Source organism: Streptomyces avidinii, assembly GCF_014650695.1.
GTDB lineage: Bacteria > Actinomycetota > Actinomycetes > Streptomycetales > Streptomycetaceae > Streptomyces > Streptomyces avidinii.
Window position 1 is genome coordinate 439,547 of sequence record NZ_BMVL01000001.1, and the last position, 25,702, is coordinate 465,248.

Here is a 25,702-nt window from a genome sequence, read left to right on the forward strand (position 1 = left end):
CGGAAACGCCGCCGACGCCGCAGTTCAGGAGCCGGGCACCGCCGCGAGCGCCGCCTTGGCGACCTCCTTGGCCTTGGCCTCGCAGCCTCCGGGGCGGTACAGGCCGACCCATACGACGAGGTTGCCCTGCCGGACGGAGAGCGCGCAGGTCCACTCGGAGTCGGCGGAGTCCCAGTACGCCCCGTCGCCGAACCCGAGGCCGTTCGCCCGCCGGCCCCCGGCTGCATCCGCCGCGAAACCGGTCTGCTGGAGCTTCGCGTTGGCGACGTCGTCGCCGCCCCGCTTGACGTCCCAGCGGACCAGGGCGGTCCGCCGCTCGGTCGGCTCGACCGAGTACCAGGAGCACATCGTGTGGGCCTGGTTGGCGCCCCCGCTGTGGAAGTCGTCCTTCGGCTCCCGCCCGGTCAGCGGAAAGTTCCGCGAGACCTCCCGGCAGACCGGTACGTCGGCGTACGCGGTGGGATAGTCGCTCACGTCCCGGTCCAGGACGTACGCACCCACGCCGACGCCCGTCGCGACGAGTACCCCGGCGGCCAGCAGGGCCACGGTGCGCTGCCGGATCCGCGGGACCGGTCCCGGCGGGACGGTCGGCCGGGGCGGGACGACGGGCGGGTCGCTCTTCGTGGCCCCGTCCGCGCGCTCCACCACCGCGTCCACGGGCCCGGGATCCGCAACGGCCGCGGGCTCCAGCTCGGGCTCCGGATCCGGATCCGGATCCGGATCCGGATCCGGTGGTGCCACAATCGTGTCGGCCACCGGCTCTCCGCCCGAGAACAACCGGTCGATGTCCGCCCGTTGCGCGGCCAGCATCCGGTACACGGCGGGCGGCCACTGCCGACCGGCCGGAGCGACCGGCCCGAGGAGTTCGAGCAGCTGCGCCGGGGTCGGCCGGGCGGCCGGGTCCTTGGCCAGGCACCGCTCCACGATCCCGCGCAGCCCGGCGGGCAGCGCGCTCAGGTCGGGTTCGGAGTGCACCACGTCGTAGAGCGTCTGGAGGGTCGAGGTCCCGGCGAAGGGGCTGTTGCCCGTCACCGCCATGACCAGCATCGAACCGAGCGAGAACACATCGCTCGCCGGCGTCAGCGGCTTGCTCTCGGCCTGCTCGGGCGACATGAACGCGGGCGAGCCGATCACCCACCCGGTGCGCGTCAGCCCGGTGTCGCCGTCGGACTCGCCCTCGGTCGCCCGGGCGATCCCGAGGTCGATGACGCGCACCCCGTCCTCGGTGAGGAGCACGTTGTCGGGCTTGAGGTCCCGGTGGATCAGCCCGGCCCGGTGGATCTCCGCGAGCGCCGACGCCAACCCGGCCGCGAGCCGGTGGACGACGGCCCCGTCCAGCACCCCGTCCTTCTTGACCACGGCGCCCAGCGAGGGCCCGGCCACGAACACCGAGGCGAGCCACGGCGTCGGCGCGTCCGGGTCGGCGTCCATCACGGCCGCCGTATAGGCACCGGAGACCTTGCGCGAGGCGGCCACCTCACGGCGGAACCGGGCCCGGAAGCCCTCGTCGTCGGCGAAGTGCGCGAGCACCTGCTTGACGGCGACGAGCCGCCCGTCGGGCCCGGCGCACAGCAATACCCGCCCCATCCCGCCCTGGCCGAGCACACCGGCCACCTTGAACGGCCCCACATGCGTCGGACCGGCCGGCCCCACGTGCTCCATGTCCCCCCGACTCCCTCCCCCTCGGCAGGGAGCGGATCATACCGAGACGGACCTCACGAAGGCCTCGAACGCCGCGGGCCGGACGGTGAAAACAGGACCCTCGGGGTCCTTGGAGTCCCGCACGGCGACGAGACACGGCTGAGCGGCGACCTCGACACAATCACCGCCGGTGTCCCCGCTGTACGAGGACTTGAGCCAGCCGGTGTCACCGAGGGGGGCGCACTCGACGCACTGGCCGCCGGTATCAGAGCTGTACGAGGACTTACGCCATCGTGCGCCCGTCAGGTTCTGGATGATCTCCATAGCGTTCCTCCATTACTCGGGCGATCCGGACCGCCGATTCCTCTACGGAGAGCGCGGCAGCCTGCAAGTGATCGTAACGGAGCGAACCTTCCCTGAGAGCCTGAGGATTGGCCGTCATATAGCCCTGCACGAAGTCCTCGGTATAGACGATGTCCGGGTCGCCGTCGAACCGCATCAGACTGAACGAACCCGGCTGCCCAGCATGGGCACCCGCCTCGAATGGCAGGATCTGCACCTGCACCCACTGCCGCCTCTGCTGGGCCAACAAGTGAGCAAGTTGATTCCGCATGACCTCCCGGCCGCCGATCTCTTGGTGCAGCACGGCCTCGCTCATCACCACCCACATCAGCGGCGGAATCTCGCGGTCGAGTACTCGCTGGCGCTCCATCCGGGCGCCCACTTTCACATCAAGGTCGCCCTCACTCCACACCCCCAGCACCGCACGGGCGTATGCCTCCGTCTGCAGCAGTCCATCCACCAATTGCGCCTGATAGGTGGAGAGGTAGGTGGCCCGAGCCTCCATCTCCGCGTACGCCTGGAACCACGTCGGGAGCACGCTCCGCAACACCAGCCCCACCAGTCGCGAGAACACCCCGCCGGTGCCCAGCGCCGCGTCCACGCGCTCCGAGAAGTCCCGGGTCGGCACGCGCTTCGTCGTCTCGATCTGGCCGATCAGGGAGCCCGTACAGAAGATGATCTCGCCCAGCTGCGCCTGCTTCAGCCCGGCCTGCTCCCTCAGCCGCCGCAGTTCGTAGCCGTAGTAGTCCAACGGCGAGGCGCTGGGATCGAGCTCGCGGATCTTGACCATGAGGCGGTCACCCCCAAGTTCACGCTGTGCGTTCGGCGTTCGTTTCGCCCTGTCGCCGAGCGTAATCAGCCCCGTGCGCTCCGGTATCCCGAACCGGGCAAGCGGTCACGCTCGGTCGGAAAGCGACGCACTCCACCCCGGCCGTAGCGTCCTACCAGCGGGTAAGGCACCATGGGCCGCCACACACGATCACCGCCGGAGGAACCATGGCCACCCCCAAGCCGGAGACCCTCGCCGCCTTCGAGGCCGCCAAGGGGTTCATGCCCGTACGGGAGGGTCTCGCCCTGTACGAGGCGGCCGCCGCGGCCGGGGCGCTCGGGCTGCCGCTGCTGGAGGTCGGTACGTACTGCGGCCGCTCCACCATCCTGCTCGCCGACGCGGCCCGCGAGGCCGGCGTGGCCGCGATCACCGTCGACCACCACCGGGGCAGCGAGGAGCAGCAGCCGGGCTGGGAGTACCACGACCCGACGGTCGTGGATCCGGAGATCGGGCTGATGGACACGCTGCCGACCTTCCGCCGGACCCTGCACCGGGCCGGGCTGGAGGACCACGTGATCGCAATCGTGGGCCGCTCCCCGCAGGTGGCGGCCACCTGGGGCGGCGAGCTGGGCTTCGTCTTCATCGACGGCGGCCACACCGACGAGCACGCGAGCGGCGACTACGAGGGCTGGGCCCCGCACGTCGCGGTGGGCGGCACCCTCGTCATCCACGACGTCTTCCCGGACCCGGCCGACGGCGGCCAGGCCCCGTACCGGATCTACCTGCGGGCCCTCGCCTCCGGCGCCTTCGAGGAGATCTCCGTCACCGACTCCCTGCGCGTGCTGCGCCGCACGGGCGCGGGTATCTGAGCCGACAAGCGGCAGACCGACAATCACACCACGCCCTCGGATGGCTCAGGGTCCGGCCGGGCGACCGCTCGGCGGTCTAGCATCGCCGCGTGCGCAATGACGACAGCCCCCCGCCCCCCGAGTCCGGCTCCTCCGTGAACCCGGACCGGCCCTGGTTCACCCGACGCTCGACGCTCGTCGTCGGGGTGGCCGCGCTCGCGCCGGCCGCTCTGGCGGGCTGGGTCCTGACCCAGGCGTTCGCCGGGTCGGGGTCGGACGGGGTCCGCTCGGCGCCGCAGCCCGCCTCCCACTCGGCCCTGTCACCGGGCCAGCGGGACGCGAAGCCCGGCTCCACCCCGAGCGAGAGCGCGAGTACGAGCCCCAGTGCGAGCACGAGCAGCCCGGCCGCCGCGCCCGCGCCCGCACCCGCCAAGGGCCCGCTCACCGGCAAAACCGTGGTCGTCGACCCCGGCCACAACGTCGGCAACTTCAACCACACCGACGAGATCGACCAGCAGGTCGACATCGGCACGGCCCGCAAGGAGTGCGACACCACCGGCACCACCACCAACGCCGGCTACAAGGAGGCGGACTTCACCCTCGACGTCTCCCGGCGCCTGCGGACCGCGCTGGAGGCCCAGGGAGCCAAGGTGGTCCTCACGCACCAGGCCGACCGTCCCTGGGGCCCCTGCATCACCGAGCGCGCCCGCATCGGCAACGAGGCGAAGGCCGACGCCGTCGTCTCCGTCCACGCCGACGGGGTCTCGGCGGGCAACCGCGGCTTCCACGTCATTCTTCCGGCCAAGGTCAAGGGCGGTGCCGCCGATACCGCGAAGATCGTCGCGCCGTCCCGGGAACTCGGCGAGCGGATCGCCGGGAACTTCGCCCGGACCACCGGTTCCGCCCCCGCCAACTACCTTGGCAGCGGCACCGGCTTGGTGGTCCGCGACGACCTCGGCGGACTGAACCTGTCAACTCAGCCCAAGGTGTTCATCGAATGCGGCAACATGCGTGACGCCAAGGACGCGGCGCAACTGACGAGTCCGGAGTGGCGGCAGAAGGCGGCCCAGGGCATCGCTGACGGCATCGTCGGCTTCCTCGGCGGGTAGCCCTCCTCGGGGAGCCCGGCGGGACCGCCCGCCGACCCGATCATCTCGGCCGCCGGAAACCTCCGTACGATGGTGCCGCCCGCCCCGCTGCAGGCATGCTCTGCGACCGCGGCACCACGAGACGACCGAGACCGAGAAGGACACCTGAGACGTGAACATCCGCTCCCTCACTCGAGGCGACGGCGTGGTGATCGGAGCAGCGGCGCTGCTGTTCATCGCCTCGTTCCTCGATTTCTATTCCGCGACCAACAGCGACCTGCCGAGCGCGTGGGACACCGACTCCTACCACCTGGTGCTCCCCAGCGTCTTCCTGATCGGCTTCGTCGCCGCGGGCCTGCTGATCGCGGCCCGCTTCCAGCCGGAGACCCGTAAGGTCCTCGGTCTGCCGCTGTCGGCGTGGGGCACCGTTCTCGCCGTCTCGGCCGCCTGGTCGGCGCTGTGGTCGCTGATCACCTGCCCGACCCTGCTCGACCTGGGCGCGGGCTCCATCCTCGCCTTCCTCGCCACGCTGGTCCTGGCCGGCGTGGCCGTGGCCGGCGCGAAGATCCCGGCGCTGGCCGGGCAGTTGGTGCCGGAGCCGAAGCCCGCCGCCGTCCCGCCGTACGCGGGCCAGCCGGGCCAGCCGGGCCAGCCGCAGCCGGGCGCCGGGTACGGCTACCCGGGCGCGCAGCAGCAGACCCCGTACGGTTCCACCCCGCAGCCGGTCCCGCCGTACGGCGGCAGCCCGAACCCGGGCCCCGGTCCGCAGGACTCGCAGCAGACCCCGGCCCCGGCCCCGGCGGCGGACTTCACGCCGTTCTGGTTCGCGGTGCCGGTGGCCCGTCCGCTCTACGGGGAGGACGGCTCCCCGTCGCCGATCGCCGAGCTCGCGCCCGGCACCTGGTACCTGGCCGTCGAGCAGCGTGGCGCGGCCACCCTGATCGCCCAGACCCAGGACGGACGCCGCGGCGTCCTGAACGACACCTCGGGCATCCAGCGCGGCTGACCGCGCCCCGGACCCGGCCGACCGCCCCCCGCCCTTCCGGGCGGGGGGCGGTTGCCCTACAGTCACCTGACGCCTCGTCAGATTCTGAAGGGACCGCAGATGCGCCTCGGACTCGCACTCGGCTACTGGGGCCGCGGCCCCAGTCCCGCCCACCTCGACCTCGCCACCGAGGCCGAGAACCTCGGCTACCACTCGGTGTGGACGGCCGAGGCCTGGGGCTCGGACGCCTTCACCCCGCTGACCTGGATCGCCGCGCACACCTCGCGGATCCGCCTCGGCACGGCCATCGCCCAGATGGCCGCCCGCACCCCGACCGCCACCGCCATGCACGCCCTGACCCTGGACCACCTCTCCGGCGGCCGGATGATGCTCGGCCTCGGCCTGTCCGGGCCGCAGGTGGTCGAGGGCTGGTACGGGCGCCCCTTCCCCTCCAGCCCGCTCACGGCCACCCGCGAGTACGTGGACGTCATCCGCCAGGTACTGCGCCGCGAGGCCCCCGTCGCCCTGGACGGCCGCTTCCACAGCCACCCGTACCGCGGCGCCGACGGCACCGGCATCGGCAAACCCCTCAAGCCCATCACCCACCCGCTCCGCGCGGACCTGCCGCTCCTCCTCGGCGCGGAGGGCCCGAAGAACATCGCCCAGACCACCCGCATCGCGGACGGCTGGCTGCCCCTGTACTGGTCGCCGACCCGCACCGACGTCTACCGGGCCTCCCTCGCCGACCTCCCCGACGGCTTCATGATCGCGCCGATGGCCCGTGCCAAGGTCTGCGACGACGTCGCGGAGGGGCTGCTGCCGGTCAAGGCGATGCTCGGCTTCTACATCGGCGGGATGGGCCACGCGGCCCGCAACTTCCACGCCGACCTGATGGCCCGCATGGGCTACGAGAAGGAGGCCCGGCGCATTCAGGAGCTGTTCCTCGCGGGCCGCAAGGAGGAGGCGGTCCTGGCGGTGCCGGACGCGTTCGCCGACGAGATCTCCCTCATCGGCCCCCGGGAACGGATCGCCGAACGCCTGGAGCTCTGGCGCAAGGGCCCGGTGACCGACCTCCTCCTCACCGCCCCGGACCCGCACACGCTGCGCGTCCTGGCGGAACTCAACAGCTAGGGGCCCACCGTCTACGGGGTGTCCGGCTCCGCCTCCGCCTCCGCCTGCGGCACCGCGGCCAGCAGTTCCCGGACGTCCAGCGGCATGACGGCGATCTCGATGCTGCCGCCGCGGTCGCCGTCGCCGTCGCCGTCGTAGGAGCAGGTCACGATGCGCGAGCCGGGGTGGATGGAGATCCCCTCCTTCACGGAGGGCATCCGCACGCCGGTGGCCCGGCCGCCGGGCAACTCCACGGCCTCCCCGCGCTGCGGGACCCACCGGGCCGCGCCGTCCTCGGCGTACACCCGCCCGGGCCGCCACCTGCCCGCGCCGGCCGGGACCCGGACCATGCACGGAATCCCGGGCACGGGTCCGGCCGCCACCCGCGCACGATGCTTGCGCCGCAGCAGCCACCCGGCCCCGACGACGCCGAGCCCGACCACCACGATCTCGATCACCCACCCATTGAACCAGGGGTCGTCCGACTGCGCCCCGGTGGCCTTTGCCCTGGCCGGGCGGTACGGGTTTCCGTTCCGGGTGCGGCCCGGTGGCCGCGCCTCAAGCGCCGGCGGGGCTGGGGTGTGCCGCCCGGGCGGGGTCGGGTCCGGGGGTGGGGGCGCGGCGCCGCCGGGGGGTGTCTCCTCGGCTTGCGGACTCAGCGGTACGGAGATGCCGGGCGGGGGTGGATCCGCGTCGCCTGCGGGGACACCCCCCACCGTCGCCGCACCCCCACCCCGGCAGACCTACCCGGGGGCCGTGGGGCGGTGACACTCCGGGGGCTCCCCGCAGGACGAGCGCGCAACCCAGGCCGTACGGCAGAACCACCGCCGCAGGCGCGAGCCGAGGAGAGCCCCCGGAGGGGCACCGCCCCACCCGAAGCCAAACCCAGCCCCGCCGGCGCTTGAGGCGCGGGGTCCGGGGCGGAGCCCCGGCGGGCCGGGCCGCACCCGGAACGGAACCCGCACCGCCGGGGGCTAACCGCCCAGCTGCGACGCGCTCGGGACCTTGTCCGTCACCGGCGCGCCCGCACTCTGGCCCGCTCCCTTCACACTGTTGATGACGCTGTCGAAGGCGTCGATGTCACCGTCACCCGCCTGCCCCTTGCGGAGCTTGCTCCCCAGCCCCTTCAGGGACTCGATGCCGGCCGCCAGCGGGGCCACCGCCTTCGCCAGCAGCGGGTCCCCCTTCGCGTTCTGGGTCGCCGCCTTCAGCCGGTTGTACGCGAACGCGCCCGCCAGCCCCGCCTTGATCAGCGCGAAGGTGCGCCCCTTGGCGCCCTTCTTGAACTTGCCCGCGCGGTACGGCTTCACGATCCACTGGTACGTCGCGCCGGCCGCCAGGCTCGCGTTGGCGACGAACCGGGTCTTGGCGAACTTCTGCTTCTCCGCGGACGTGCTGGGAGACGGCGTCACCGCGGCCAGTTCGTCGGCCTCGGCGGCGACGGGCTCCGCCGCCGCGAGGGCCGCCAGCTCCCCCATCGACGCGGCGGAGAGCTCCTCGCGCGGCCCGCCGCCGCCACTGCCGCATGCGGTGGCGCCGACCATCAGCGCGGTGGACAGGACCACCGCCGTGACGGCGCGGCGGAATCGGACGGTCGTGGGTACGGACACGGTTTCCCTCCGGGGACTGAGGCGTCCTCCGCAGCCTCACTCCCGTCCCCCGGCCCCGCCACCGGGGGAACCCGTTCGGGTTTACGACACCTCAAGGCGGCAACACGGGCCGTATGAGCACTCACACTCGAGCACGCACCCGAGGAAGCAGTCAGGCAGGCCGTGCCGTCGCGCTGGTGGCGGACGTGCTCGCCTTCGTGATCGCACTCTGGGTCCTGCTGTACTTCCTGGACGCCAACCAGGGCAACGCCCTGGTCGACCTCATCCACGACGTCGCCTCCTGGCTCGCGACCTGGTCCTACGACCTGTTCACCTTCAGCCGTGAATGGGTCCAGGTCGTGGTGGGCTACGGCATCGCCGCCGTCACCTACCTCCTGGTCGGCCATGCCATAGCCGGCTGGCTCTACCGCCGCTGACCGCTCAGCCGCAGCAGTCCGGCTCCAGCCCGGCCGGGAGCGAGGCCCCGCCGAACACCTCGGTGGTGGCCTCGTCCCCGCCGAGCGCCGCGACGGCGAGCAGCAGGGACCCCGCGGTCCAGGTGGTCTGCTCGACCGGCCAGACGGCGTCGTCCTGGAACACGTAGCCCGTCCAGTACATGCCGTTGTCCGCGCGCAGGTGCGTGATCGAGCGCAGGATCTCCAGCGCCCGGTCCGACTCCCCCGTCGCCCACAGCGCGAGCGCCAGCTCGCAGGACTCGCCGCCCGTCACCCACGGGTTGGGCAGCACGCAGCGCACGCCCAGGTCCGGGACCACGAACTCGTCCCAGCGCCCGTCGATGCGCGCCTTGGCCTCGGAGCCGGTCAGGGCCCCGCCGAGGACCGGGTAGTACCAGTCCATCGAGTAGTGGTTCTTGTCGAGGAACCGCTCCGGGTGGCGCCAGATGGCGTGCCGCAGCGCGCCCGCCGCGAGCTCCCAGTCGGGCTGCGGCTCCTCGCGGTGCTCGGCGATGGCCAGGGCGCAGCGCAGCGCCTGGTGGATGGAGGAGGAGCCGGTGAGCAGGGCGTCGGTGACGGCCGTGCCGTCCGCCTCCCGCTTCCAGCCGATCTCGCCGCCCGGCTGCTGGAGCGTCAGGACGCACTCCATGGCCGCGTAGACGGCCGGCCACATGCGGTCGAGGAAGGTGTCGTCGCCGGTGGAGAGGTAGTGGTGCCACACGCCGACGGCTATGTAGGCGGTGAAGTTGCTCTCGCGGCTCGTGTCCTGCGGCTCCTCGGTGTCCACGCCGTCCGGCCGGTCGGCGTAAGCCGCGTACCAGGAGCCGTCCTGGTTCTGGTGGCGCGCCAGCCAGGCGTACGCCCGGTCCGCGGCCTCGTGCTCACCGGCCGCGTCGAGCGCCATCGCGGCCTCGGTGTGGTCCCACGGGTCCAGGTGGTGCCCGCGGAACCACGGTATGGCGCCGTCGGCGCGCTGCGCGGCGAGGATGCCCGCCACCGTCAGGGCGGCCTGCTCGGCCGTCAGTACGCCGTCCAGGACCAGGTGTTCGGTGCGCCCGGGCGTGCTCACTGGGTGGCGCCGACGGGAAGGTGGGGCTTGGTGGCGTACGCCACGAAGCTCTTGCCGATGAGCGGGTTCAGGGCCTGCTCCGCGAGCCGCGTCGCCATCGGCTTCTTCATGATGTCCCAGACCAGGAGCTTGTGGTACGCCTTGACGGGCAGCGCCTTGTCGTTGTCGACGCCGAAGGCGCACTTGAGCCACCAGTACGGGGAGTGCAGGCCGTGCGCGTGGTGCGTGCCGTACGGCTTGAGGCCCGCGGCCTTCATCTTGCCGAGCAGCTCGTCCGCCTTGTAGATGCGGATGTGGCCGCCCTCGACCTCGTGGTAGGCGTCGGAGAGCGCCCAGCAGATCTTCTCGGGGCCGTAGCGCGGCACGGTGATGGCGATGCGCCCGCCGGGCTTGAGCACGCGGACCATCTCGGCGAGCACGCCCTTGTCGTCGGGGATGTGCTCCATCACCTCGGAGATGATGACGACGTCGAAGGAGTCGTCGGGGAAGGGCAGGGCGAGCGCGTCGCCCTCCATGGCGGTGGCGGTGGCGCCGACCGGGGCCTCACCGGCCTCCTTCATGGCGGCGAACCACTTGGCGACCTCGCGGATCTCCTCGCCGTTGCGGTCGACGGCGACCACCTGGGCGCCTCTCCGGTAGCACTCGAAGGCGTGCCGGCCTGCGCCGCAGCCCAGGTCGAGTACGCGGTCGCCTGCGGCGAGCGGGAACCGGGAGAAATCGACGGTCAGCACGGGGTCCTGCCTTCGCGGTCGCGGGGGTGTTCGGGGATGGGGAAGAAGCGGGGGAAGCGGAAGGTCAGCGCGCCCGGCGGGTACGGCCGGCGGCGGCCTGCTCGATGGCGGCGCGGTAGTGCGCGACGGTGCCCTCGGCCGCCTTGGCCCAGGTGAACCGGGTCAGGACCCGCTCGCGCCCGGCGGCGCCGAGGCGGGCCCGCAGCTCCGGGTCGCCCAGCATCCGGCCCAGCGCGGCGGCCAGCGCGCCCGCGTCGCCCGGGGGCACGGCGAGGCAGGTCTCGCCGTCGGGCCCGGCGACCTCGGGGATCGCGCCGCCGGTGGTGGCGACGAGCGGGGTACCGGTGGCCATGGCTTCGGCCGCCGGGAGCGAGAAGCCTTCGTAGAGGGAGGGCACGCAGGCGATCTGGGCGCTGCGGACGAGGTCGACGAGTTCGGTGTCGGTGATGCCCTTGACGAAGCGGACGGCGTCCTGGAGTCCGTACGTCTCGATGGCGCGGGCGACGGGGCCCTGCTCGGCACGCTTGCCGACGACGACGAGGTGGGCCTCGGGCTGCTCGGTGCGCAGCTTCGCGAGCGCCTCGACGAGGTACACGAGCCCCTTGAGCGGCACGTCGGCGCTGGAGGTGGTGACGATGCGGCCCGGCACCTCGGCCACGGACGGGTCCGGCGACCACAGGTCGGTGTCGGCGCCGATGTGCACGACGTGGATGCGCTCGTCGCGGACGCCGAGGTGCTGGGCGATCTCCTGCTGGGAGGACCCGGAGACGGTGAGCACAGACGGCAGGCGGCGGGCCACGCGGCCCTGCATGCGGGTGAAGGCGTACCAGCGGCGCACGGAGGCCCGCTTGACGCGGCCGGTCGCGGCGTCGAGGTCGAGCTTGCGGTCGACGGTGATCGGGTGGTGGATCGTGGTGACCAGCGGGGCGCCGAGGTCGGCGAGGAGGCCGTACCCGAGCGTCTGGTTGTCGTGGATGACGTCGAAGTCGCCGGCGCGCGCGGCCAGATGACGGCGGGCGCGCAGCGAGAAGGTCAGCGGCTCGGGGAAGCCGCCGGTCCACATGGTGGCGACCTCGACGGCGTCGATCCAGTCCCGGTACTCGTCGCGCCCCGGCGTACGGAAGGGGTCGGGGCTGCGGTACAGGTCCAGGCTCGGGAGCTCGGTGAGCGAGGCGCCCGTGTCGAGCACCGGGTAGGGCTGCGCTCCGATGACCTCGACGGAGTGGCCCAGCTGTACGAGCTCGCGCGAGAGGTGGCGGACGTAGACGCCCTGGCCGCCGCAGAACGGGTTCCCCTTATAGGTGAGGAGTGCGATACGCAGCGGGCGGTCGCCGTCGGCGGCGGAACCCTCGAAAGGGCTCGTCACCATGGCCTCAGCGGTCACTCTCGGCCCCCTTCTCACTGCAACTTTCGCCGGAGCGTAACCGCTCGCATAATGTAGAACAAGTTTCAGACTTGATCCGTTGAGACCATTGAATCTACCGGCCGGAAACTACACCGTAAGAGGCGGAGCAGGTGATTCGCGCCACGGCTCCTGCGCCTGCGATGCTGACTGCGGACCAGCCCGGATTCAGCCCGCGCAACGACACGGAACGGGACACATGACAGCGGAAGTGAAGGCCGTCACCACATCGGCGTCGCCTCCCCTGACGGAGCGCCAGGAAGCCCGCCGCCGCCGGATCCTGCACGCCAGCGCCCAGCTGGCCAGCCGGGGCGGTTTCGACGCGGTCCAGATGCGCGAGGTCGCGGAGGCGGCGGGCGTGGCGCTGGGCACGCTCTACCGCTACTTCCCGTCCAAGGTGCACCTGCTGGTCGCCACCATGCAGGACCAGCTCCAGCACATGCACACCACGCTGCGCAAACGCCCGCCGGCCGGGGACGACCCGGCGGCCCGGGTCGCGGAGACCCTGATGCGGGCCTTCCGCGCCCTCCAGCGGGAGCCGCAGCTGGCCGACGCGATGGTGCGGGCGCTGACGTTCGCGGACCGCAGCGTGAGCCCCGAGGTCGACACGGTGTCCCGGCTGACCACGGCGATCATCCTGGACGCGATGGGCCTGGAGAAGCCGCCGACGGCGGAACAGCTCTCGGCGGTCCGCGTCATCGAGCACACCTGGCACTCGGCCCTGATCACGTGGCTTTCCGGCCGCGCCTCGATCGCCCAGGTCAAGATCGACATCGAAACGGTGTGCCGCCTGATCGACCTGACGTCCCCGGAAAAGGCCTGAAGCCGTTGCTCCGGACGCCTCAACGGCGTGTGAGCAGCGCTCCCCACACGGCCCGGGTGCGGTGCAGCCGGTAGGAGAGCTTCCCCCACGGGAGGTACCTCCACGGGATGGCGTCCGTATATCCGTCGACCTGGCGGAACTGTGCGAGGGCCGCGCGGTGGCGGTGCTGGCGGACGAGGAAGTAGGCGAGCAGGTGCCGCGCCTCGGGCAGCCTCGGGTGCCCCTTCGCCGCGGCGACGTCCTCCAGCGCCGCGTCGACCATCGCGATCACGTGCGGCATCCCGTGGCGCCCCGTACTGTCGCCCTCCTCCTCGTGCTCGAACCACACGAGGAGGGGCAGCAGGGTCATCAGGTGCCCGCGCGGCGCCTGCTGCACCGCCCGCGCCACGAACTCCTCGGCCTCGGCCCGGGAACCGCGCCACTTGCGGCTGTAGTACTGCACCGCGGCATGATGGGCGGCGAAGTGATGCGGCGCCCTCGCCTCGACCTCGGCCCACAGGGCAGCCATGTCGTCCTTGGAGTAGCCCAGCCCGAGCGCCACCCAGACCGTTTCGACCAGCGGCGTCGGGTCGTCCGGGCACACCCGTGCCGCATGCGCCAACGCCCCGCGCGCCGCGTGGAGCTCACGGTGGAAGGCGTCGAACTGCTCCTGCGACGTCGCGATCGCCCGCCGCGCCCCGCGCAGCTTCCACGCGTGGTGGACGCGCGCACTCGCGGCGACCATGACCGCATCGGGGTCGTCCGGGGCGGCCGCCTGCCACGCCCTCAGCCACGCGTCGCCGTCGTGGACGGCCGAGTACGCGAGGACCCGCGTGTACTGCGTACGGCGCTCCCAGTCGGTGCCGGCCGCCGCGAGAAGGTCGGCCGCCGGCTGCCACGCTCCGGAGCGGACGGCCTTGAGCGTGCGCTGCAGTTGGGGATCGGGGCCGGCCAGACGTCCGTTCAGGAAGCGCAGGGGCATCAGGGTGGTGAGGAGAAAGCACGCCGCCACGACCGCCACCGAGGTGAGGAAGACGGGGACGGACACGGATGGATCGACCACGGGCGAAACATCCGTCGGAGGAAGGGCCACTGAAGTTCCTGTCGTTGAACTCGCACACTCGCCCGCTCGCCTGTTCGAGACATGAGCGCAGCGGAGTATGCAACACCGGCAGCGAAACCTCCAAGGGCCGCCCGGGACCCCACCCGGGGGCCCGGACGCCGCTCCGCCCCCCTACTCCTCCGGCGGGAAGACCGGCTCCCCCGTCTCCGCCAGGGTGATGAGGATGGCCTCCACCGGGCAGCCCTCCGCCGCCGTCAGGATCGGCTCGTTCGCGTCCGACTCTGCGGTGCGCGGGTGGGACTGGCGTGCCGAGTCCAGGACGAAGCCGTCCGGGGCGTGGTTCACGCACATGCCCGAGCCGATGCAGACCCCGCGGTCCACCTCGACCTGCCAGCGGTCACCCATCAGGCACCCGCCTCATAGCCCGCCGGGAGGTGGATCATCTTGTGCTCCAGGTACTCGCTCAGGCCCTCCGGGCCGAACTCCCGCCCCACACCGCTGTTCTTGTAGCCGCCGAACGGCCCCAGCATGTCCAGGCTGAAGGTGTTCACGTTGAAGGTGCCGGTGCGGATCTGCCGGGCGAAGTCGATGCCGTGCTCGACGTCGCCGGTCCAGACGCTGCCGCTGAGGCCGAACTCCGAGTCGTTGGCCACCCGTACCGCCTCCGCCTCGTCCCCGTACGGGATCAGGCAGACGACCGGGCCGAAGATCTCCTCGCGCGCGATCCGCATGGAGTTGTCCACGTCCCCGAAGAGGGTGGGCTCCACGTACCAGCCGCGGTCCAGACCCGCCGGGCGGCCGCCGCCCGACAGGACCTTCGCACCCTCCTCCTGCCCGATCCGGATGTAGTCCAGGGAGCGCTGCTGCTGCCGCCGGGCCACCAGCGGGCCGAGCTGCGTCGCCGGGTCGAGCGGGTCGCCGACCACCAGCGCGCCGGCCGCCGCCGCGAGGGCCTCGGCCACCTCCTCGTACCGGCTGCGGGGAGCCAGGATGCGGGTCTGGGCCACGCACGCCTGGCCGTTGTTCATCCAGGCCGCGGGCACGATCCCGGCGACCGCGGTCGCCACGTCCGCGTCCGGGAGGACCACGGCCGCCGACTTGCCGCCGAGTTCGAGGGTGACGCGGGTGAGGTTGCGCGCGGCGACCTCCATCACGCGCCTGCCGGCCGCGACCGAGCCGGTGAAGGCGACCTTGTCGATGCCGGGGTGGCCGACCAGGTACTCGCTGACCTCGCGGTCGGCGGGCAGGATCGACAGCACGCCCTCGGGGAGTCCGGCCTCGCGCGCGATGTCGGCGAGGATGTAGGAGTCCAGCGGCGCCTCGGGCGACGGCTTGAGGATCACCGTCGAACCCGTCAGGAGCGCCGGCGCCAGCTTGGCCGCCGCCACGAACTGCGGGACGTTCCACGGGATGACGGCGGCGACCACGCCCACCGGCTCCCGGCGCACCAGGATCGGGCCGAGCACGCCCTGGCGGTGCTCCTCGTACGGGTAGGCGCGGGCGACCGTGATCGCGGCGTCGTAGACCATCATCGGGCCGAGCGCCTGGGCGAGGACGCTCCAGGAGTACGGGGAGCCGTTCTGGGAGCTGATGGAACGGGCTATCTCCTCGTGCCGGACGGCGATGGCGTCCTTGATCCGGGAGACGACGGCGATCCGCTCGTCCAGGGTCATCCGCGGCCAGGGCCCCTCGTCGAACGCCTTCCGCGCGACGGCGACGGCGCGGTCGACGTCCGCCTTCGAGGCGTGCGGGACGGAGCCGATGACCTGCTCGGTGTGGGGGGAGACGATCCGGATCGTGTCGGTGCCCAGCGGATCCGTCCACTCCCCGCCGATGAACAGCTTTCCGTGTTCCACGAGCTCGGTCATGGCTGAGGCCTCCTGCGGCTTGCCCTGCGGCTTGGCGTTCCAGAACTGATACCAGTTCTAGTTAGAGGAGTCCACGGCCAGGACGGAACAGCGAAGAAGATCGAACGGCTGGTCAGGAAGCTGGGAAAGTGGTCGACTTGGGCTACTACTGAAACACGTTCTCATCCGAGGACGGCGACAGGGGGAGGACACATGACGGAGGACACCTCACAGCCCGCGGAGCAGACGCCACAGGCCCCGGATGGCCCGTCACAGGCCGCGGATGGCTCGTCACAGGCCGCGGATGGCTCGTCACAGGCCGCGGATGGCTCGTCACAGGCCGCGTCACCCACCACCGAGGACACGCCACAGGTCACCGATCACGGTGGAGGCGTATGGGCCATCAAGGTCCCCATCCCGGACAACCCCCTCGGCCACACCCTCGTCCACGTCCTCGACACCGACCGCGGCCCCGTCCTCATCGACACCGGCTGGGACAACCCCGCCTCCTGGGACACCCTCGTCGCCGGCCTCGCCGCACTCGGCACCGCCGTCGCCGACATCCACGGCGTCGTCATCACCCACCACCACCCCGACCACCACGGACTCTCCGGCCAGGTCCGCGAGGCCTCCGGCGCCTGGATCGCCATGCACGCCGCCGACACCGAGGTCGTGGTACGGACCCGCGCCTCCGAGCCCGGCGTCTGGTTCGACTACATGAGCGACAAGCTCGCCGCCGCCGGAGCCCCCGAGGAGCACATCGCCCCGCTGCGCGCCGCCCGCGCGAGCGGCCGCATGCGGACCCTGCCCGGCCTGCGCGCCGCCGTCCCCGACCGGGAGATCGTCCCGGCCGAGCTGCTCCCCCTCGCCGGGCGCCGGCTGCGCGCGATCTGGACCCCCGGCCACACCCCCGGCCACGTCTGCCTGCACCTGGAGGAGCAGCACCCGGCGAACCTCCCCGGCAACGGCCGCCTCTTCTCCGGTGACCACCTGCTGCCCGGGATCTCCCCGCACATCGGCCTGTACGAGGCCCCGGAGGACCCCCGCGTCACCGACCCCCTCGGCGACTACCTCGACTCCCTCGAACGCATCGGCCGGCTCGGCCCCGCCGAGGTGCTCCCCGCCCACCAGCACGCCTTCACCGACGCACCCGCCCGCGTACGGGAGCTCCTCGACCACCACGAGGAACGCCTCGCCGGACTCCGGGCACTGCTGGCCGAGCCGCTGACCCCGTGGGGTCTGGCCGAGCAAATGGAGTGGAACCGGCCCTGGGAGCAGATCCCGTACGGCTCCCGCAATATCGCCGTCTCGGAAGCGGAGGCCCATCTGCGACGGCTGGTGAAGCAGGGCCATGCCGAGGCGGTGCCGGGCACGGACCCGGTGACGTACCGGGCCCTGTGAGCGGACCGGCAAGGGGGCGCCCGGCGCCTGCGCCCCGGAGCCCGCCGGTTACGGGCCGGTAGAGTGCACCTGTCGTCCACACCTCTGTACGGGGGGAAGCCGGTGCAATTCCGGCGCTGACCCGCAACCGTGACCCACACCCGGCGCCGCCCGGGCGGGGAGCCGGAATGCCCCGTACCGCAGGTGCGCGGCTCGTGCCGCCGGAGCCCCCGGCGGCCGGCACCGTCGAGGTAAACGGAGCCGGAGCCCGGTGCCTGTGCGTGCCTGCTGCCGGTTTCCCCGTACGAGAGGCACGCCCCCCATGAACGTCCGCCGCAGCGCAGCCGCGCTCGCCGCCTCCGCCGTGCTCTGCGTGGGCGCCGCCCCCGCAGCCCTCGCCGACACCGCGCCGCCCGCCTCCCCCTCCGCGCCGCCGGTCATCCCCTCCGGTCTCCACGGCAAGAACGACCCCACCTACGACGGCGTGTGGCGGCAGTCCTTCGCGCTGCTCGCCCAGCACACGGTCGGCGTCAAGCCCTCCCGCCAGGCCGTGATCTGGCTGCTCGGCCAGCAGTGCCAGACCGGCGGCTTCCCCTCCTTCCGCCCGAACCCCGGCGTGGAATGCGACGCGAAGACGATGTACGACACGAACGCCACCGCGGCGGCCGTGCAGGCGCTGCAGGCCCTCGGCGGCCAGGACCCGGCCGTCAGGAAGAGCGTGGACTGGCTGAAGTCCGTCCAGAACGAGGACGGCGGCTGGAGCTACGTCCCCGGCTCCCCCAGCGACGCCAACTCCACCGCCGTCGTGATCAGCGCGCTGGCCGTGGCGGGCGAGAAGCCGGCCGAGGTCAAGTCCAAGGCGGGCAAGTCGGCCTACGAGGGCCTGCTCCCCTTCCAGCTGGGCTGCACCGCCGAGCCGGCCGCCGACCGGGGCGCCTTCGCCTACCAGCCGGCCGACGGCAAGCTCGTCGCCAACGCCGACGCCACGGCCGCCGCGGCCCTGGCCGGCCTCGGCAAGGGCGCGGCCGTCGTCCCCTCCGCCGAGAACACCCCCGCCGCCCCGCTGGCGTGCCCGGCCGCGAACGCCGCCGACCCGGTGGCCGCCGCCCAGGGCGCGGCCGGATACCTGGCCGAGGCCCTCAAGAAGGACGGCCACCTCACGGCCGTCACCCCGGGCGCGGACCAGCCCACCCCGGACACCGGCAACACCGCCGACGCCGTGCTCGCCCTGGCCGCCGCCGGGCACAAGGAGTCGGCCGCGGGCGCCCTGGAGTGGCTGAAGGCCAACTCCGCCGAGTGGGCGAAGGGCAGCCCGGCGGCCCTGGGCACGCTGGTGCTGGCCGCGCACGCCACGGGTACCGACCCGAAGTCCTTCGGCGGCACCGACCTGGTCGCCGCGCTGAACGCGACCGGCCCGGCCCCTCAGGGCGCGGACACCGAAGCGACCGAGGTGGACGGCGAGAAGGACAAGCCCTCCGGCGGCCAGAACATCTGGTGGATCGTCGGTACGGGCGCCGCGGCCGGTATCGGCATCGGCATCCTGCTGAGCGGCCGCCGGAAGAAGAACCAGTCCTGATGCGCCGCCGCCCGCCCGCCGTGGCCCTCGCTCTCGGGATCGCCCTGGCCCTGCTGGCCGCCACTCCGGCGCTGGCGGCCGGCTACCGCTACTGGTCGTTCTGGGACGGCGCGGCGGGCGGCCGGTGGTCGTACGCCACGCAGGGCCCGTCGATGGCCCGCCCGGCGGACGGCACGGTCCAGGGCTTCCGCTTCTCGGTGAGCAAGGACGCGGCGGCGCAGGCCGCCCAGCCGCGCACGGCGGCCGACTTCGAGGCCGTGTGCGGGGCCACCGCTCCGGCGGAGGGCCGCAAGCGGGTGGCACTCGTCATCGACTTCGGCGTCCCGGCCGACGCCCCGGCGGGCGACGCCCCGCCCGAGGCCGCCCCGCGCACGGCCTGCGCGCAGGTGGCTCCGGACGCCACGACGGCCGAGGCGCTGGCCTCGGTCGCCAAGCCGCTGCGCTACAACAGCGCGGCGCTGCTGTGCGCGATCTCCGGCTACCCGAAGCAGGGCTGCGGCGACCAGGTCGCGGACACCTCGGCAGCACCCGAAGCCTCCGCTCCGACGCAGTCCTCCTCCGCCGAGTCGGGCGGCGGCCCGTCCGCGGGCCTGCTCGCGGGCGTCGCCGCGGTGGCCGCCCTGGCCGCGGCCGGCATCTGGCAATCCCGCCGCCGCACCCGATGACTCCCCCCGTCGACCCCCGGCCGGCACCCGGGCCGACCCCGCCGACGGACGGCGCCGTCCGCCCGCCCGCCGCCGATGCCCGGCCCGACGGCGTGACTCCGGCCGACGGCGTGACTGCGGCCGACGGCGTGACTGCGGCCGACGGCGCCGCCCGGCGGGCTGCGCGCGAACCCGCACGCGACGGCTCGACCGCAGCGCCCCTCCGGAGCCCGGCCGCGGCGCGGGAGGTGCCGCACCCGAAGCCCCCGCCCGGCGGTGCCCGCCTGCGGCCACGGCGGCCCGCCCCCACCGGAGCCGCACCCGGCGACGTGACACCGGCCCGCCGGAGTCCGGCCGCGGCGCAGGTCCCCCCGCACCGGTCGACGTACGAACGGTGGAAGCCCCCGCAGGCCGGTCGGGCCACCGCCCTGCACGCGGGGGCCTGGTGGCTGTGGGCCCTCGGCCTCGCCACCGCCGCCTCCCGCACCACCAACCCGCTCCTGCTCGGGCTGATCATCGGCGTCGCCGGGTACGTGGTCGCGGCGCGCCGCACCGACGCGCCCTGGGCCCGTTCCTACGGCGCCTTCCTCAAGCTCGGGTTCTTCGTCATCGGCCTGCGCCTGCTCTTCTCCATGCTCCTCGGCTCCCCCATCCCCGGCTCGCACCTGCTGTTCACCCTCCCGGAGATCCCGCTCCCGGCCTGGGCCCAGGGCATCCGCTTCGGCGGCCGGGTCACCGCCGAGCAGCTCGTCTTCGCCTTCTACGACGGCCTGAAGCTGGCCACCCTCCTGGTGTGCGTCGGCGCCGCGAACGCCCTCGCGAATCCGGCGCGACTGCTGAAGTCCCTCCCGGCCGCCCTGTACGAGGCCGGCGTCGCCGTCGTCGTCGCCATGACCTTCGCGCCGAACATGGTCGCCGACGTCGTCCGCCTGCGGACCGCCCGCCGACTGCGCGGCCGCCCCACCGGCGGGGTGAAGGCGATCCTCCAGATCGGCCTGCCGGTCCTGGAGGGCGCCCTGGAACGCTCCGTCGCCATCGCCGCCTCGATGGACGCGCGCGGCTACGGCCGCACGGCCGAGGTCCCGCCCGCCGTCCGGCACACCACCAACGCCCTCACCCTCGGCGGCCTGCTCGGCATGTGCGCGGGCACGTACGGCCTGCTCGCCGCGCAGGGCGCCGCGTACGGGCTCCCCGTGCTCGGCATCGGCGCCGCCCTGGCCGTCGCCGGCCTGCGCCTGGGCGGCCGCCGGTCGGTGCGCACCCGCTACCGGCCGGACCGCTGGGGGCCGCGCGCCTGGCTGGTCGCCGGTTCGGGCGCGGCCGTCGCCGCCCTGCTGATCCACGCCGGTTCCGTCGATCCGGGCGCCCTGCACCCGGGCGTGGTCCCGCTGGCGGCCCCCACGCTTCCCCTGTGGCCGGCGGCCGCGATCCTGATCGGCCTGCTGCCCGCCTTCGTGGCACCCGTACCGCCCAAGGAGGCGTCGCAGTGATCCGCTTCGAGCAGGTGTCGGTCACCTACGAGGGAGCGGCCGGCCCGTCCCTGCGGGACGTCGACCTGGAGATCCCCGAAGGGGAGCTGACGCTGCTGGTCGGCCCGTCGGGCGTCGGCAAGTCCACCCTGCTGGGGGCGGTCTCCGGCCTGGTCCCGCACTTCACGGGCGGCACCCTGCGCGGCCGGGTCACGGTCGCCGGCCGCGACACGCGCACCCACAAGCCGCGCGAACTCGCGGACGTGGTGGGCACCGTCGGCCAGGACCCGCTCGCGCACTTCGTGACGGACACGGTGGAGGACGAACTCGCCTACGGCATGGAGTCCCTGGGCCTGCCACCTGCGGTGATGCGCCGCCGTGTGGAGGAGACCCTGGACCTGCTGGGCCTGAACGAGCTGCGCGACCGGCCGATCGCCACGCTGTCCGGCGGCCAGCAGCAGCGGGTCGCGATCGGCTCGGTCCTCACCCCGCACCCCAAGGTGCTGGTGCTGGACGAGCCGACGTCCGCGCTCGACCCGGCGGCGGCGGAGGAGGTCCTCGCGGTCCTCCAGCGCCTGGTCCACGACCTGGGGACGACCGTGCTGATGGCGGAGCACCGCCTGGAGCGGGTCGTCCAGTACGCCGACCGGGTGCTGCTCCTGCCCTCGCCGGGCGCGGCACCGGTCATCGGCGGCCCGGCGGAGATCATGGCGGTCTCCCCGGTCCACCCGCCGGTGGTCTCCCTGGGCCGCCTCGCGGGCTGGTCCCCGCTCCCCCTGTCGATCCGCGACGCCCGCCGCCGCTCCGCTCCGCTCGTGGCCCGCCTGTCGGCCGCGGCGGGCCCGGCAGATCCGGCCACACCGGCGTTTGAGGCAGATCCGGCCTCGCCGGCGTTTGAGGCGCGGGGGTCCGGGGGCGGAGCCCCCGTTGCCGAAGCCCCTGGGCTGCTCGCGCGCCTGCGCCGCCGCGGCAGGCCGACCCCCGCCACAGCCACCCCCACGGCCCCCGCCGAGGTCCGCGACGTCTCCGTCCGCCGCGGCCGCGTACAGGCCCTGCACGGAGTCACCCTCACCGTCTCCCCCGGCGAAACCATCGCCCTCATGGGCCGCAACGGCGCCGGCAAGTCCACCCTCCTCTCCACCCTCGTCGGTACGGTCACCCCCACCACCGGCGAGGTGACCGTCGGCGGCCGCACCCCCCACCGCACGCCCCCGCCCGAGATGGTGCGCCGCGTCGGCCTCGTCCCTCAGGAACCCCGCGACCTCCTCTACGCCGACACGGTCGCCGCCGAGTGCACCGCCGCCGACTCGGACGCCGCCGCGGCCCCCGGCACCTGCCGCGCCCTCGTCTCCGCGCTGCTTCCGGACGTCCCCGACGACATCCACCCGCGCGATCTCTCCGAGGGCCAGCGCCTGGCCCTCGCCCTGGCACTGGTCCTGACGGGCCGCCCCGCCCTGCTGCTCCTCGACGAGCCCACCCGCGGTCTGGACTACGCCGCCAAGGTCCGCCTGATCGAGATCCTGCGCGGCCTGGCCGCCGAGGGCCACGCCATCGTCCTGGCCACCCACGACGTGGAGCTCGCCGCCGAGCTGGCCCACCGCGTGGTGATCCTGGCCGGCGGCGAGGTCGTCGCGGACGGTCCGACCGCCGAGGTCGTCGTCTCCTCCCCCGCCTTCGCGCCGCAGGTGGCGAAGGTCCTGGCGCCGGGCCACTGGCTCACCGTGACCCAGGTCGTCGAGGCCCTCAAGGCGGCGGAGGCCCGATGACCCGCCCCGCTCGCTCCTCCCGCCCTGCCCGCCCCTCCCGCCCCGCCCACCCGGTACGCCCCGTCCGCCCCGTCCGCATCGGCCCCCGCGCGGCCGTCGCCCTGATCCTCGTCACCCTCATCGGCATCGCGGCCTTCGGCTGGCCGCTGCTCGCCGACCGGCAGTCGGGCCTCGCCCATTCCCAGGACGCCCCCTGGCTCTTCGCCGCGCTCCTCCCGCTCCTGGTGGCGGTCGTCGTGGCGACCATCGCCGACAACGGCATGGACGCCAAGGCGGTGGCGATGCTCGGTGTGCTGGCCGCCGTGGGGGCGGCGCTGAGACCGCTGGGCGCGGGCACGGCCGGGCTGGAGCCGATGTTCTTCCTGCTGGTGCTCAGCGGGCGCGTGCTCGGCCCCGGGTTCGGTTTCGTCCTGGGCTCGGTGACGATGTTCGCCTCCGCCCTGCTGACCGGCGGGGTGGGGCCGTGGATGCCGTTCCAGATGCTGGCCATGGGCTGGTTCGCGCTGGGGGCGGGGCTGCTGCCGGGCCCGGAGCGGATCCGGGGGCGGGCGGAGCTGCTGATGCTGGCGGCGTACGGCTTCGCGGGCTCGTTCGCGTACGGCACCGTCATGAACCTGCAGGGCTGGGTGATCCTGCAGGGCATGGGGCAGGGCATCTCCTTCCGTCCGGGGGAGCCGGTGGCCGCGAACCTGGCGCGGTTCGTCGCGTACTGCCTGGCGACGTCGGTGGGCTGGGACCTGGGCCGGGCCGTGCTGACGGTCGTACTGACACTCACGCTCGGGGCGACCCTGCTGAAGGCGCTGCGCCGGGCGACCCGCAAAGCCGCCTTCGACGTCCCCGTTTCCTTCGATCCTGGGGTCGGGTCCGCGCGCGAACCGACCTCTCAAAGGCAGACAAACGCGCACACAAATGGAGATACGGGCGACTGCGGAGGGTGACACCCGGGCCCTCGGCCGGTGACCCGCCCCATAGGACCCACGTCACATACGACCCCGGCTAGTAGGCCCGGTCCCCACCTCCTGCGGGGATTCGCCGGGAGCGGCCGATCACCCGCTGCGAGGACCGCTAGTACGCGGCACCTTTGCCAGGCCGCCGGGGCGTCTGTAGAACTGGATGAGTCGCCGGGCGGCACGGGTGCTTCACCCGCCGCCTGCGAACCCCTCTCCTTTGCGTGAGTGGCTCACGCATGTCCTCGACATGCCGTGCGACCGCCCTTGTCCCCTTCGGAAGGTCAATCCGTGTCCAACCCCGTCATCCGCCGCATCGCCGCTTCGAAGAAGACCCTCGCCGGTTCCGTCCTCGCCCTGGGCATCGCCGGCTCCATGCTGGCCGCGGTCCCCGCGCAGGCCGCCCCGACGAGCGCCAAGGCGATCGCCCAGCAGATGATCAAGGACCCGGCCCAGTTCGCCGCCTTCGACAAGATCATCTCGCACGAGAGCGGCTGGGACTACACCGCGACCAACGCCTCCTCCGGCGCGTACGGCCTGGCCCAGGCCCTGCCGGCCTCGAAGATGGCCTCCGCCGGTGCCGACTGGAAGACCAACCCCGCCACCCAGATCAAGTGGGGCCTGGACTACATGAACGACCGCTACGGCAGCCCGGTCGGCGCCTGGAACTTCTGGTCCGCCAACCACTGGTACTGAGCCACCGACACACGGTAGGCAGTACGCGGTAGGCAGCACGCGCAGGCAGCGCGCCGCACACGGCGCGCAGCACCAAGACATACGAGGGCCCCGGTGGCCGGCCTCCCCAGGTCCGGCCGCCGGGGCCTTCTGCATCCCATCCCACGGGACTCAGTGGCGCCTCACAGGCGCTGGATGATCGTGCCGGTCGCCAGCGCGCCTCCCGCGCACATGGTGATCAGCGCGAACTCCTTGTCACGGCGCTCCAGCTCGTGGAGCGCGGTGGTGATCAGCCGGGCGCCGGTGGCGCCGACGGGGTGACCGAGCGCGATGCCCCCGCCGTTGACGTTGACCTTCTCCAGGTCCTGATCGAAGACCTGCGCCCAGGACAGGACGACGGAGGCGAAGGCCTCGTTGATCTCGACGAGGTCGATGTCCCGCAGCGACATCCCGGCCTTGCCCAGCACGGCCCGGGTCGCGTCGATCGGCCCGTCCAGGTGGTAGTGGGGGTCGGCGCCGACGAGCGTCTGGGCGACGATCCGGGCGCGCGGCTTGAGCTTGAGGGCGCGCGCCATCTTGCGCGAGGCCCACATCACGGCGGCGGCGCCGTCGGATATCTGCGAGGAGTTCCCGGCGGTGTGCACGGCGGTGGGCATGACCGGCTTGAGCCGGGCCAGCGCCTCCATGCTGGTGTCGCGCAGGCCCTCGTCCCGGTCGACCAGGCGCCACATGCCCTGCCCGGCGGCCTGCTCCTCCTCGGTCGTCGGCACCTGCACGGCGAACGTCTCGCGCTTGAACCGCTCCTCGGCCCAGGCTGCGGCGGCCCGTTCCTGGGAAAGGAGCCCGAGCCGGTCGACGTCCTCGCGCGACAGGCCGCGGTGGCGGGCGATCCGCTCGGCGGCCTCGAACTGGTTGGGGAGGTCGACGTTCCACTCGTCCGGGAAGGGTTTGCCCGGACCGTGCTTGGATCCCGAACCCAGCGGCACACGGCTCATCGCCTCGACGCCGCAGGCGATCCCGATGTCCATCACCCCGCCGGAGATCATGTTGGCGACCATGTGGTTGGCCTGCTGCGAGCTGCCGCACTGACAGTCCACGGTCGTCGCGGCCGTCTCGTACGGGAGCCCCATGGCGAGCCAGGCGTTACGGGCGGGGTTCATCGACTGCTCGCCGGCGTGCGTCACGGTGCCGCCGACGATCTGCTCCACGCAGTCGGGCTGGATTCCGGTACGGGCCAGCAGTTCGCGGTAGGTCTCACCGAGCAGGTAGGCGGGATGGAGGTTGGCGAGAGCGCCCCCGCGCTTACCGATGGGGGTGCGTACGGCTTCGACAATGACGGGTTCCGCGGCCATGAGCTCGTCCTCTCCTGCACTGCGTCAGCATGGCGGGCCGTCCCGGCGCCCCGCCCCGAACTAGTACGCGTTCTAGTTCTCCCCGCAGTCTTATGACTTGAGGCCCCGGCACGCAAGGGTCTTGCACGCGCCCTGCACGGATTCCACACGCA

The 25,702-nt window shown here is 73.1% G+C and carries 25 protein-coding genes and 1 riboswitch; of the genes, 13 read left to right on the forward strand and 12 right to left on the reverse strand.

Annotated features, from left to right (window positions below; translation table 11 throughout):
• Positions 1-24: 24 nt before the first annotated feature.
• Genes IE257_RS02020 through IE257_RS02030 form a run of 3 tightly spaced genes read right to left on the reverse strand, consistent with a single transcriptional unit; the run spans position 25 to position 2,773 of the window.
• A complete protein-coding gene (locus IE257_RS02020; protein WP_189963892.1) occupies positions 25-1,662 on the reverse strand; it encodes a serine/threonine-protein kinase in 1,638 nt (545 codons plus the stop codon).
• Positions 1,663-1,698: 36 nt separating this feature from the next.
• Complete coding sequence (locus IE257_RS02025; RefSeq protein WP_189963893.1) at positions 1,699-1,965, reverse strand: DUF397 domain-containing protein; 267 nt, start codon at positions 1,963-1,965, stop codon at positions 1,699-1,701.
• Positions 1,925-2,773: a helix-turn-helix domain-containing protein gene (locus tag IE257_RS02030; protein WP_189963895.1), complete on the reverse strand. Its 849-nt coding sequence runs from the start codon at positions 2,771-2,773 to the stop codon at positions 1,925-1,927. Before IE257_RS02030 ends, IE257_RS02025 begins: the two co-directional genes overlap by 41 nt.
• Positions 2,774-2,979: 206 nt before the next feature.
• On the opposite strand from IE257_RS02030, the gene IE257_RS02035 reads away from it, so the two are divergent.
• The 4 genes from IE257_RS02035 (at position 2,980) to IE257_RS02050 (ending at position 6,804) form a co-directional block, all read left to right on the forward strand.
• Positions 2,980-3,621 carry a class I SAM-dependent methyltransferase gene (locus IE257_RS02035; RefSeq protein ID WP_189963897.1) on the forward strand — a complete coding sequence of 214 codons (642 nt, stop codon included), beginning with the start codon at positions 2,980-2,982 and terminating at the stop codon, positions 3,619-3,621.
• An 89-nt stretch (positions 3,622-3,710) separates the two neighbouring features.
• Positions 3,711-4,709, forward strand: a complete 999-nt coding sequence (locus IE257_RS02040) for an N-acetylmuramoyl-L-alanine amidase (RefSeq protein WP_189963899.1) — start codon at positions 3,711-3,713, stop codon at positions 4,707-4,709.
• Positions 4,710-4,860: 151 nt separating this feature from the next.
• A complete protein-coding gene (locus IE257_RS02045) occupies positions 4,861-5,694 on the forward strand; it encodes a DUF5336 domain-containing protein (RefSeq protein ID WP_189963902.1) in 834 nt (277 codons plus the stop codon).
• Between the two features lie 99 nt (positions 5,695-5,793).
• The gene (locus tag IE257_RS02050; RefSeq protein ID WP_189963904.1) at positions 5,794-6,804 is read left to right on the forward strand and encodes an LLM class F420-dependent oxidoreductase; all 1,011 of its coding nucleotides are present in this window, start codon (positions 5,794-5,796) and stop codon (positions 6,802-6,804) included.
• Between the two features lie 11 nt (positions 6,805-6,815).
• Here IE257_RS02050 and IE257_RS02055 read toward each other — a convergent pair whose 3' ends face one another.
• On the reverse strand, positions 6,816-7,241 hold the full coding sequence (locus IE257_RS02055; RefSeq protein WP_189963906.1) for a hypothetical protein: 426 nt from the start codon (positions 7,239-7,241) through the stop codon (positions 6,816-6,818).
• A gap of 516 nt (positions 7,242-7,757) precedes the next feature.
• A complete protein-coding gene (locus IE257_RS02060) occupies positions 7,758-8,327 on the reverse strand; it encodes a hypothetical protein (protein ID WP_189964744.1) in 570 nt (189 codons plus the stop codon).
• Between the two features lie 179 nt (positions 8,328-8,506).
• Between IE257_RS02060 and IE257_RS02065 the strand changes: the two genes are divergently transcribed.
• On the forward strand, positions 8,507-8,809 hold the full coding sequence (locus IE257_RS02065; protein WP_189963908.1) for a hypothetical protein: 303 nt from the start codon (positions 8,507-8,509) through the stop codon (positions 8,807-8,809).
• 4 nt (positions 8,810-8,813) lie between these two features.
• Here the strand turns inward: IE257_RS02065 and IE257_RS02070 are convergent, their stop codons facing one another.
• From IE257_RS02070 to IE257_RS02080, 3 genes are all read right to left on the reverse strand, one after another.
• On the reverse strand, positions 8,814-9,896 hold the full coding sequence (locus IE257_RS02070) for a prenyltransferase/squalene oxidase repeat-containing protein (RefSeq protein WP_189963910.1): 1,083 nt from the start codon (positions 9,894-9,896) through the stop codon (positions 8,814-8,816).
• On the reverse strand, positions 9,893-10,627 hold the full coding sequence (locus IE257_RS02075; RefSeq protein ID WP_189963912.1) for a class I SAM-dependent methyltransferase: 735 nt from the start codon (positions 10,625-10,627) through the stop codon (positions 9,893-9,895). Before IE257_RS02075 ends, IE257_RS02070 begins: the two co-directional genes overlap by 4 nt.
• A 64-nt stretch (positions 10,628-10,691) precedes the next feature.
• Positions 10,692-12,011: a glycosyltransferase family 4 protein gene (locus tag IE257_RS02080; protein WP_189963914.1), complete on the reverse strand. Its 1,320-nt coding sequence runs from the start codon at positions 12,009-12,011 to the stop codon at positions 10,692-10,694.
• A gap of 217 nt (positions 12,012-12,228) precedes the next feature.
• Between IE257_RS02080 and IE257_RS02085 the strand changes: the two genes are divergently transcribed.
• Positions 12,229-12,852, forward strand: a complete 624-nt coding sequence (locus IE257_RS02085; RefSeq protein WP_189963916.1) for a TetR family transcriptional regulator — start codon at positions 12,229-12,231, stop codon at positions 12,850-12,852.
• A gap of 19 nt (positions 12,853-12,871) precedes the next feature.
• On the opposite strand, the gene IE257_RS02090 is transcribed toward IE257_RS02085, so the two are convergent.
• From IE257_RS02090 to IE257_RS02100, 3 genes are all read right to left on the reverse strand, one after another.
• Positions 12,872-13,894, reverse strand: coding sequence for a hypothetical protein (locus IE257_RS02090; RefSeq protein ID WP_189963918.1), 1,023 nt, complete (start codon positions 13,892-13,894; stop codon positions 12,872-12,874).
• A 171-nt stretch (positions 13,895-14,065) separates the two neighbouring features.
• Positions 14,066-14,299 (reverse strand): ferredoxin, encoded by a 234-nt coding sequence (locus tag IE257_RS02095; RefSeq protein WP_189963921.1) that lies wholly within the window; start codon positions 14,297-14,299, stop codon positions 14,066-14,068.
• A complete protein-coding gene (locus IE257_RS02100; protein WP_189963924.1) occupies positions 14,299-15,762 on the reverse strand; it encodes an aldehyde dehydrogenase in 1,464 nt (487 codons plus the stop codon). Before IE257_RS02100 ends, IE257_RS02095 begins: the two co-directional genes overlap by 1 nt.
• A 192-nt stretch (positions 15,763-15,954) precedes the next feature.
• Here IE257_RS02100 and IE257_RS02105 point away from each other — a divergent pair, with 192 nt between their 5' ends.
• From IE257_RS02105 to IE257_RS02135, 7 genes are all read left to right on the forward strand, one after another.
• The gene (locus tag IE257_RS02105; RefSeq protein ID WP_229920065.1) at positions 15,955-17,142 is read left to right on the forward strand and encodes a Strvi_7410 family MBL fold metallo-hydrolase; all 1,188 of its coding nucleotides are present in this window, start codon (positions 15,955-15,957) and stop codon (positions 17,140-17,142) included.
• A gap of 94 nt (positions 17,143-17,236) precedes the next feature.
• Positions 17,237-17,306: riboswitch (cobalamin riboswitch) on the forward strand.
• Positions 17,307-17,443: 137 nt separating this feature from the next.
• Positions 17,444-18,697 carry an SCO2321 family membrane protein gene (locus IE257_RS02110; protein WP_189963926.1) on the forward strand — a complete coding sequence of 418 codons (1,254 nt, stop codon included), beginning with the start codon at positions 17,444-17,446 and terminating at the stop codon, positions 18,695-18,697.
• The gene (locus tag IE257_RS02115) at positions 18,697-19,362 is read left to right on the forward strand and encodes an SCO2322 family protein (RefSeq protein WP_189963928.1); all 666 of its coding nucleotides are present in this window, start codon (positions 18,697-18,699) and stop codon (positions 19,360-19,362) included. The genes IE257_RS02110 and IE257_RS02115 overlap by 1 nt, the downstream gene beginning before the upstream one ends.
• Complete coding sequence (locus IE257_RS02120; RefSeq protein WP_372453028.1) at positions 19,359-20,831, forward strand: energy-coupling factor transporter transmembrane component T; 1,473 nt, start codon at positions 19,359-19,361, stop codon at positions 20,829-20,831. The genes IE257_RS02115 and IE257_RS02120 overlap by 4 nt, the downstream gene beginning before the upstream one ends.
• The gene (locus IE257_RS02125) at positions 20,828-22,576 is read left to right on the forward strand and encodes an ABC transporter ATP-binding protein (protein WP_189963930.1); all 1,749 of its coding nucleotides are present in this window, start codon (positions 20,828-20,830) and stop codon (positions 22,574-22,576) included. Before IE257_RS02120 ends, IE257_RS02125 begins: the two co-directional genes overlap by 4 nt.
• Positions 22,573-23,514, forward strand: coding sequence for an ECF transporter S component (locus IE257_RS02130; RefSeq protein WP_229920066.1), 942 nt, complete (start codon positions 22,573-22,575; stop codon positions 23,512-23,514). Before IE257_RS02125 ends, IE257_RS02130 begins: the two co-directional genes overlap by 4 nt.
• A 300-nt stretch (positions 23,515-23,814) precedes the next feature.
• Positions 23,815-24,219 (forward strand): aggregation-promoting factor C-terminal-like domain-containing protein, encoded by a 405-nt coding sequence (locus tag IE257_RS02135; protein ID WP_189963932.1) that lies wholly within the window; start codon positions 23,815-23,817, stop codon positions 24,217-24,219.
• A gap of 161 nt (positions 24,220-24,380) precedes the next feature.
• On the opposite strand, the gene IE257_RS02140 is transcribed toward IE257_RS02135, so the two are convergent.
• Positions 24,381-25,550, reverse strand: a complete 1,170-nt coding sequence (locus IE257_RS02140; protein ID WP_030390693.1) for a steroid 3-ketoacyl-CoA thiolase — start codon at positions 25,548-25,550, stop codon at positions 24,381-24,383.
• Between the last annotated feature and the right edge of the window lie 152 nt (positions 25,551-25,702).

What these genes read in the sequence shown, in the direction of transcription:
- IE257_RS02100 (WP_189963924.1), bottom strand. Translation starts at nt 15,762, where the DNA reads ATGACCGAGCTCGTGGAACACGGAAAGCTGTTCATCGGCGGGGAGTGG.
- IE257_RS02085 (WP_189963916.1), top strand. Translation starts at nt 12,229, where the DNA reads ATGACAGCGGAAGTGAAGGCCGTCACCACATCGGCGTCGCCTCCCCTG.
- IE257_RS02115 (WP_189963928.1), top strand. Translation starts at nt 18,697, where the DNA reads ATGCGCCGCCGCCCGCCCGCCGTGGCCCTCGCTCTCGGGATCGCCCTG.
- IE257_RS02060 (WP_189964744.1), bottom strand. Translation starts at nt 8,327, where the DNA reads ATGGTCGGCGCCACCGCATGCGGCAGTGGCGGCGGCGGGCCGCGCGAG.
- IE257_RS02065 (WP_189963908.1), top strand. Translation starts at nt 8,507, where the DNA reads ATGAGCACTCACACTCGAGCACGCACCCGAGGAAGCAGTCAGGCAGGC.
- IE257_RS02025 (WP_189963893.1), bottom strand. Translation starts at nt 1,965, where the DNA reads ATGGAGATCATCCAGAACCTGACGGGCGCACGATGGCGTAAGTCCTCG.
- IE257_RS02035 (WP_189963897.1), top strand. Translation starts at nt 2,980, where the DNA reads ATGGCCACCCCCAAGCCGGAGACCCTCGCCGCCTTCGAGGCCGCCAAG.
- IE257_RS02020 (WP_189963892.1), bottom strand. Translation starts at nt 1,662, where the DNA reads ATGGAGCACGTGGGGCCGGCCGGTCCGACGCATGTGGGGCCGTTCAAG.
- IE257_RS02140 (WP_030390693.1), bottom strand. Translation starts at nt 25,550, where the DNA reads ATGGCCGCGGAACCCGTCATTGTCGAAGCCGTACGCACCCCCATCGGT.
- IE257_RS02105 (WP_229920065.1), top strand. Translation starts at nt 15,955, where the DNA reads ATGACGGAGGACACCTCACAGCCCGCGGAGCAGACGCCACAGGCCCCG.
- IE257_RS02130 (WP_229920066.1), top strand. Translation starts at nt 22,573, where the DNA reads ATGACCCGCCCCGCTCGCTCCTCCCGCCCTGCCCGCCCCTCCCGCCCC.
- IE257_RS02095 (WP_189963921.1), bottom strand. Translation starts at nt 14,299, where the DNA reads ATGGGTGACCGCTGGCAGGTCGAGGTGGACCGCGGGGTCTGCATCGGC.
- IE257_RS02110 (WP_189963926.1), top strand. Translation starts at nt 17,444, where the DNA reads ATGAACGTCCGCCGCAGCGCAGCCGCGCTCGCCGCCTCCGCCGTGCTC.
- IE257_RS02120 (WP_372453028.1), top strand. Translation starts at nt 19,359, where the DNA reads ATGACTCCCCCCGTCGACCCCCGGCCGGCACCCGGGCCGACCCCGCCG.
- IE257_RS02050 (WP_189963904.1), top strand. Translation starts at nt 5,794, where the DNA reads ATGCGCCTCGGACTCGCACTCGGCTACTGGGGCCGCGGCCCCAGTCCC.
- IE257_RS02030 (WP_189963895.1), bottom strand. Translation starts at nt 2,773, where the DNA reads ATGGTCAAGATCCGCGAGCTCGATCCCAGCGCCTCGCCGTTGGACTAC.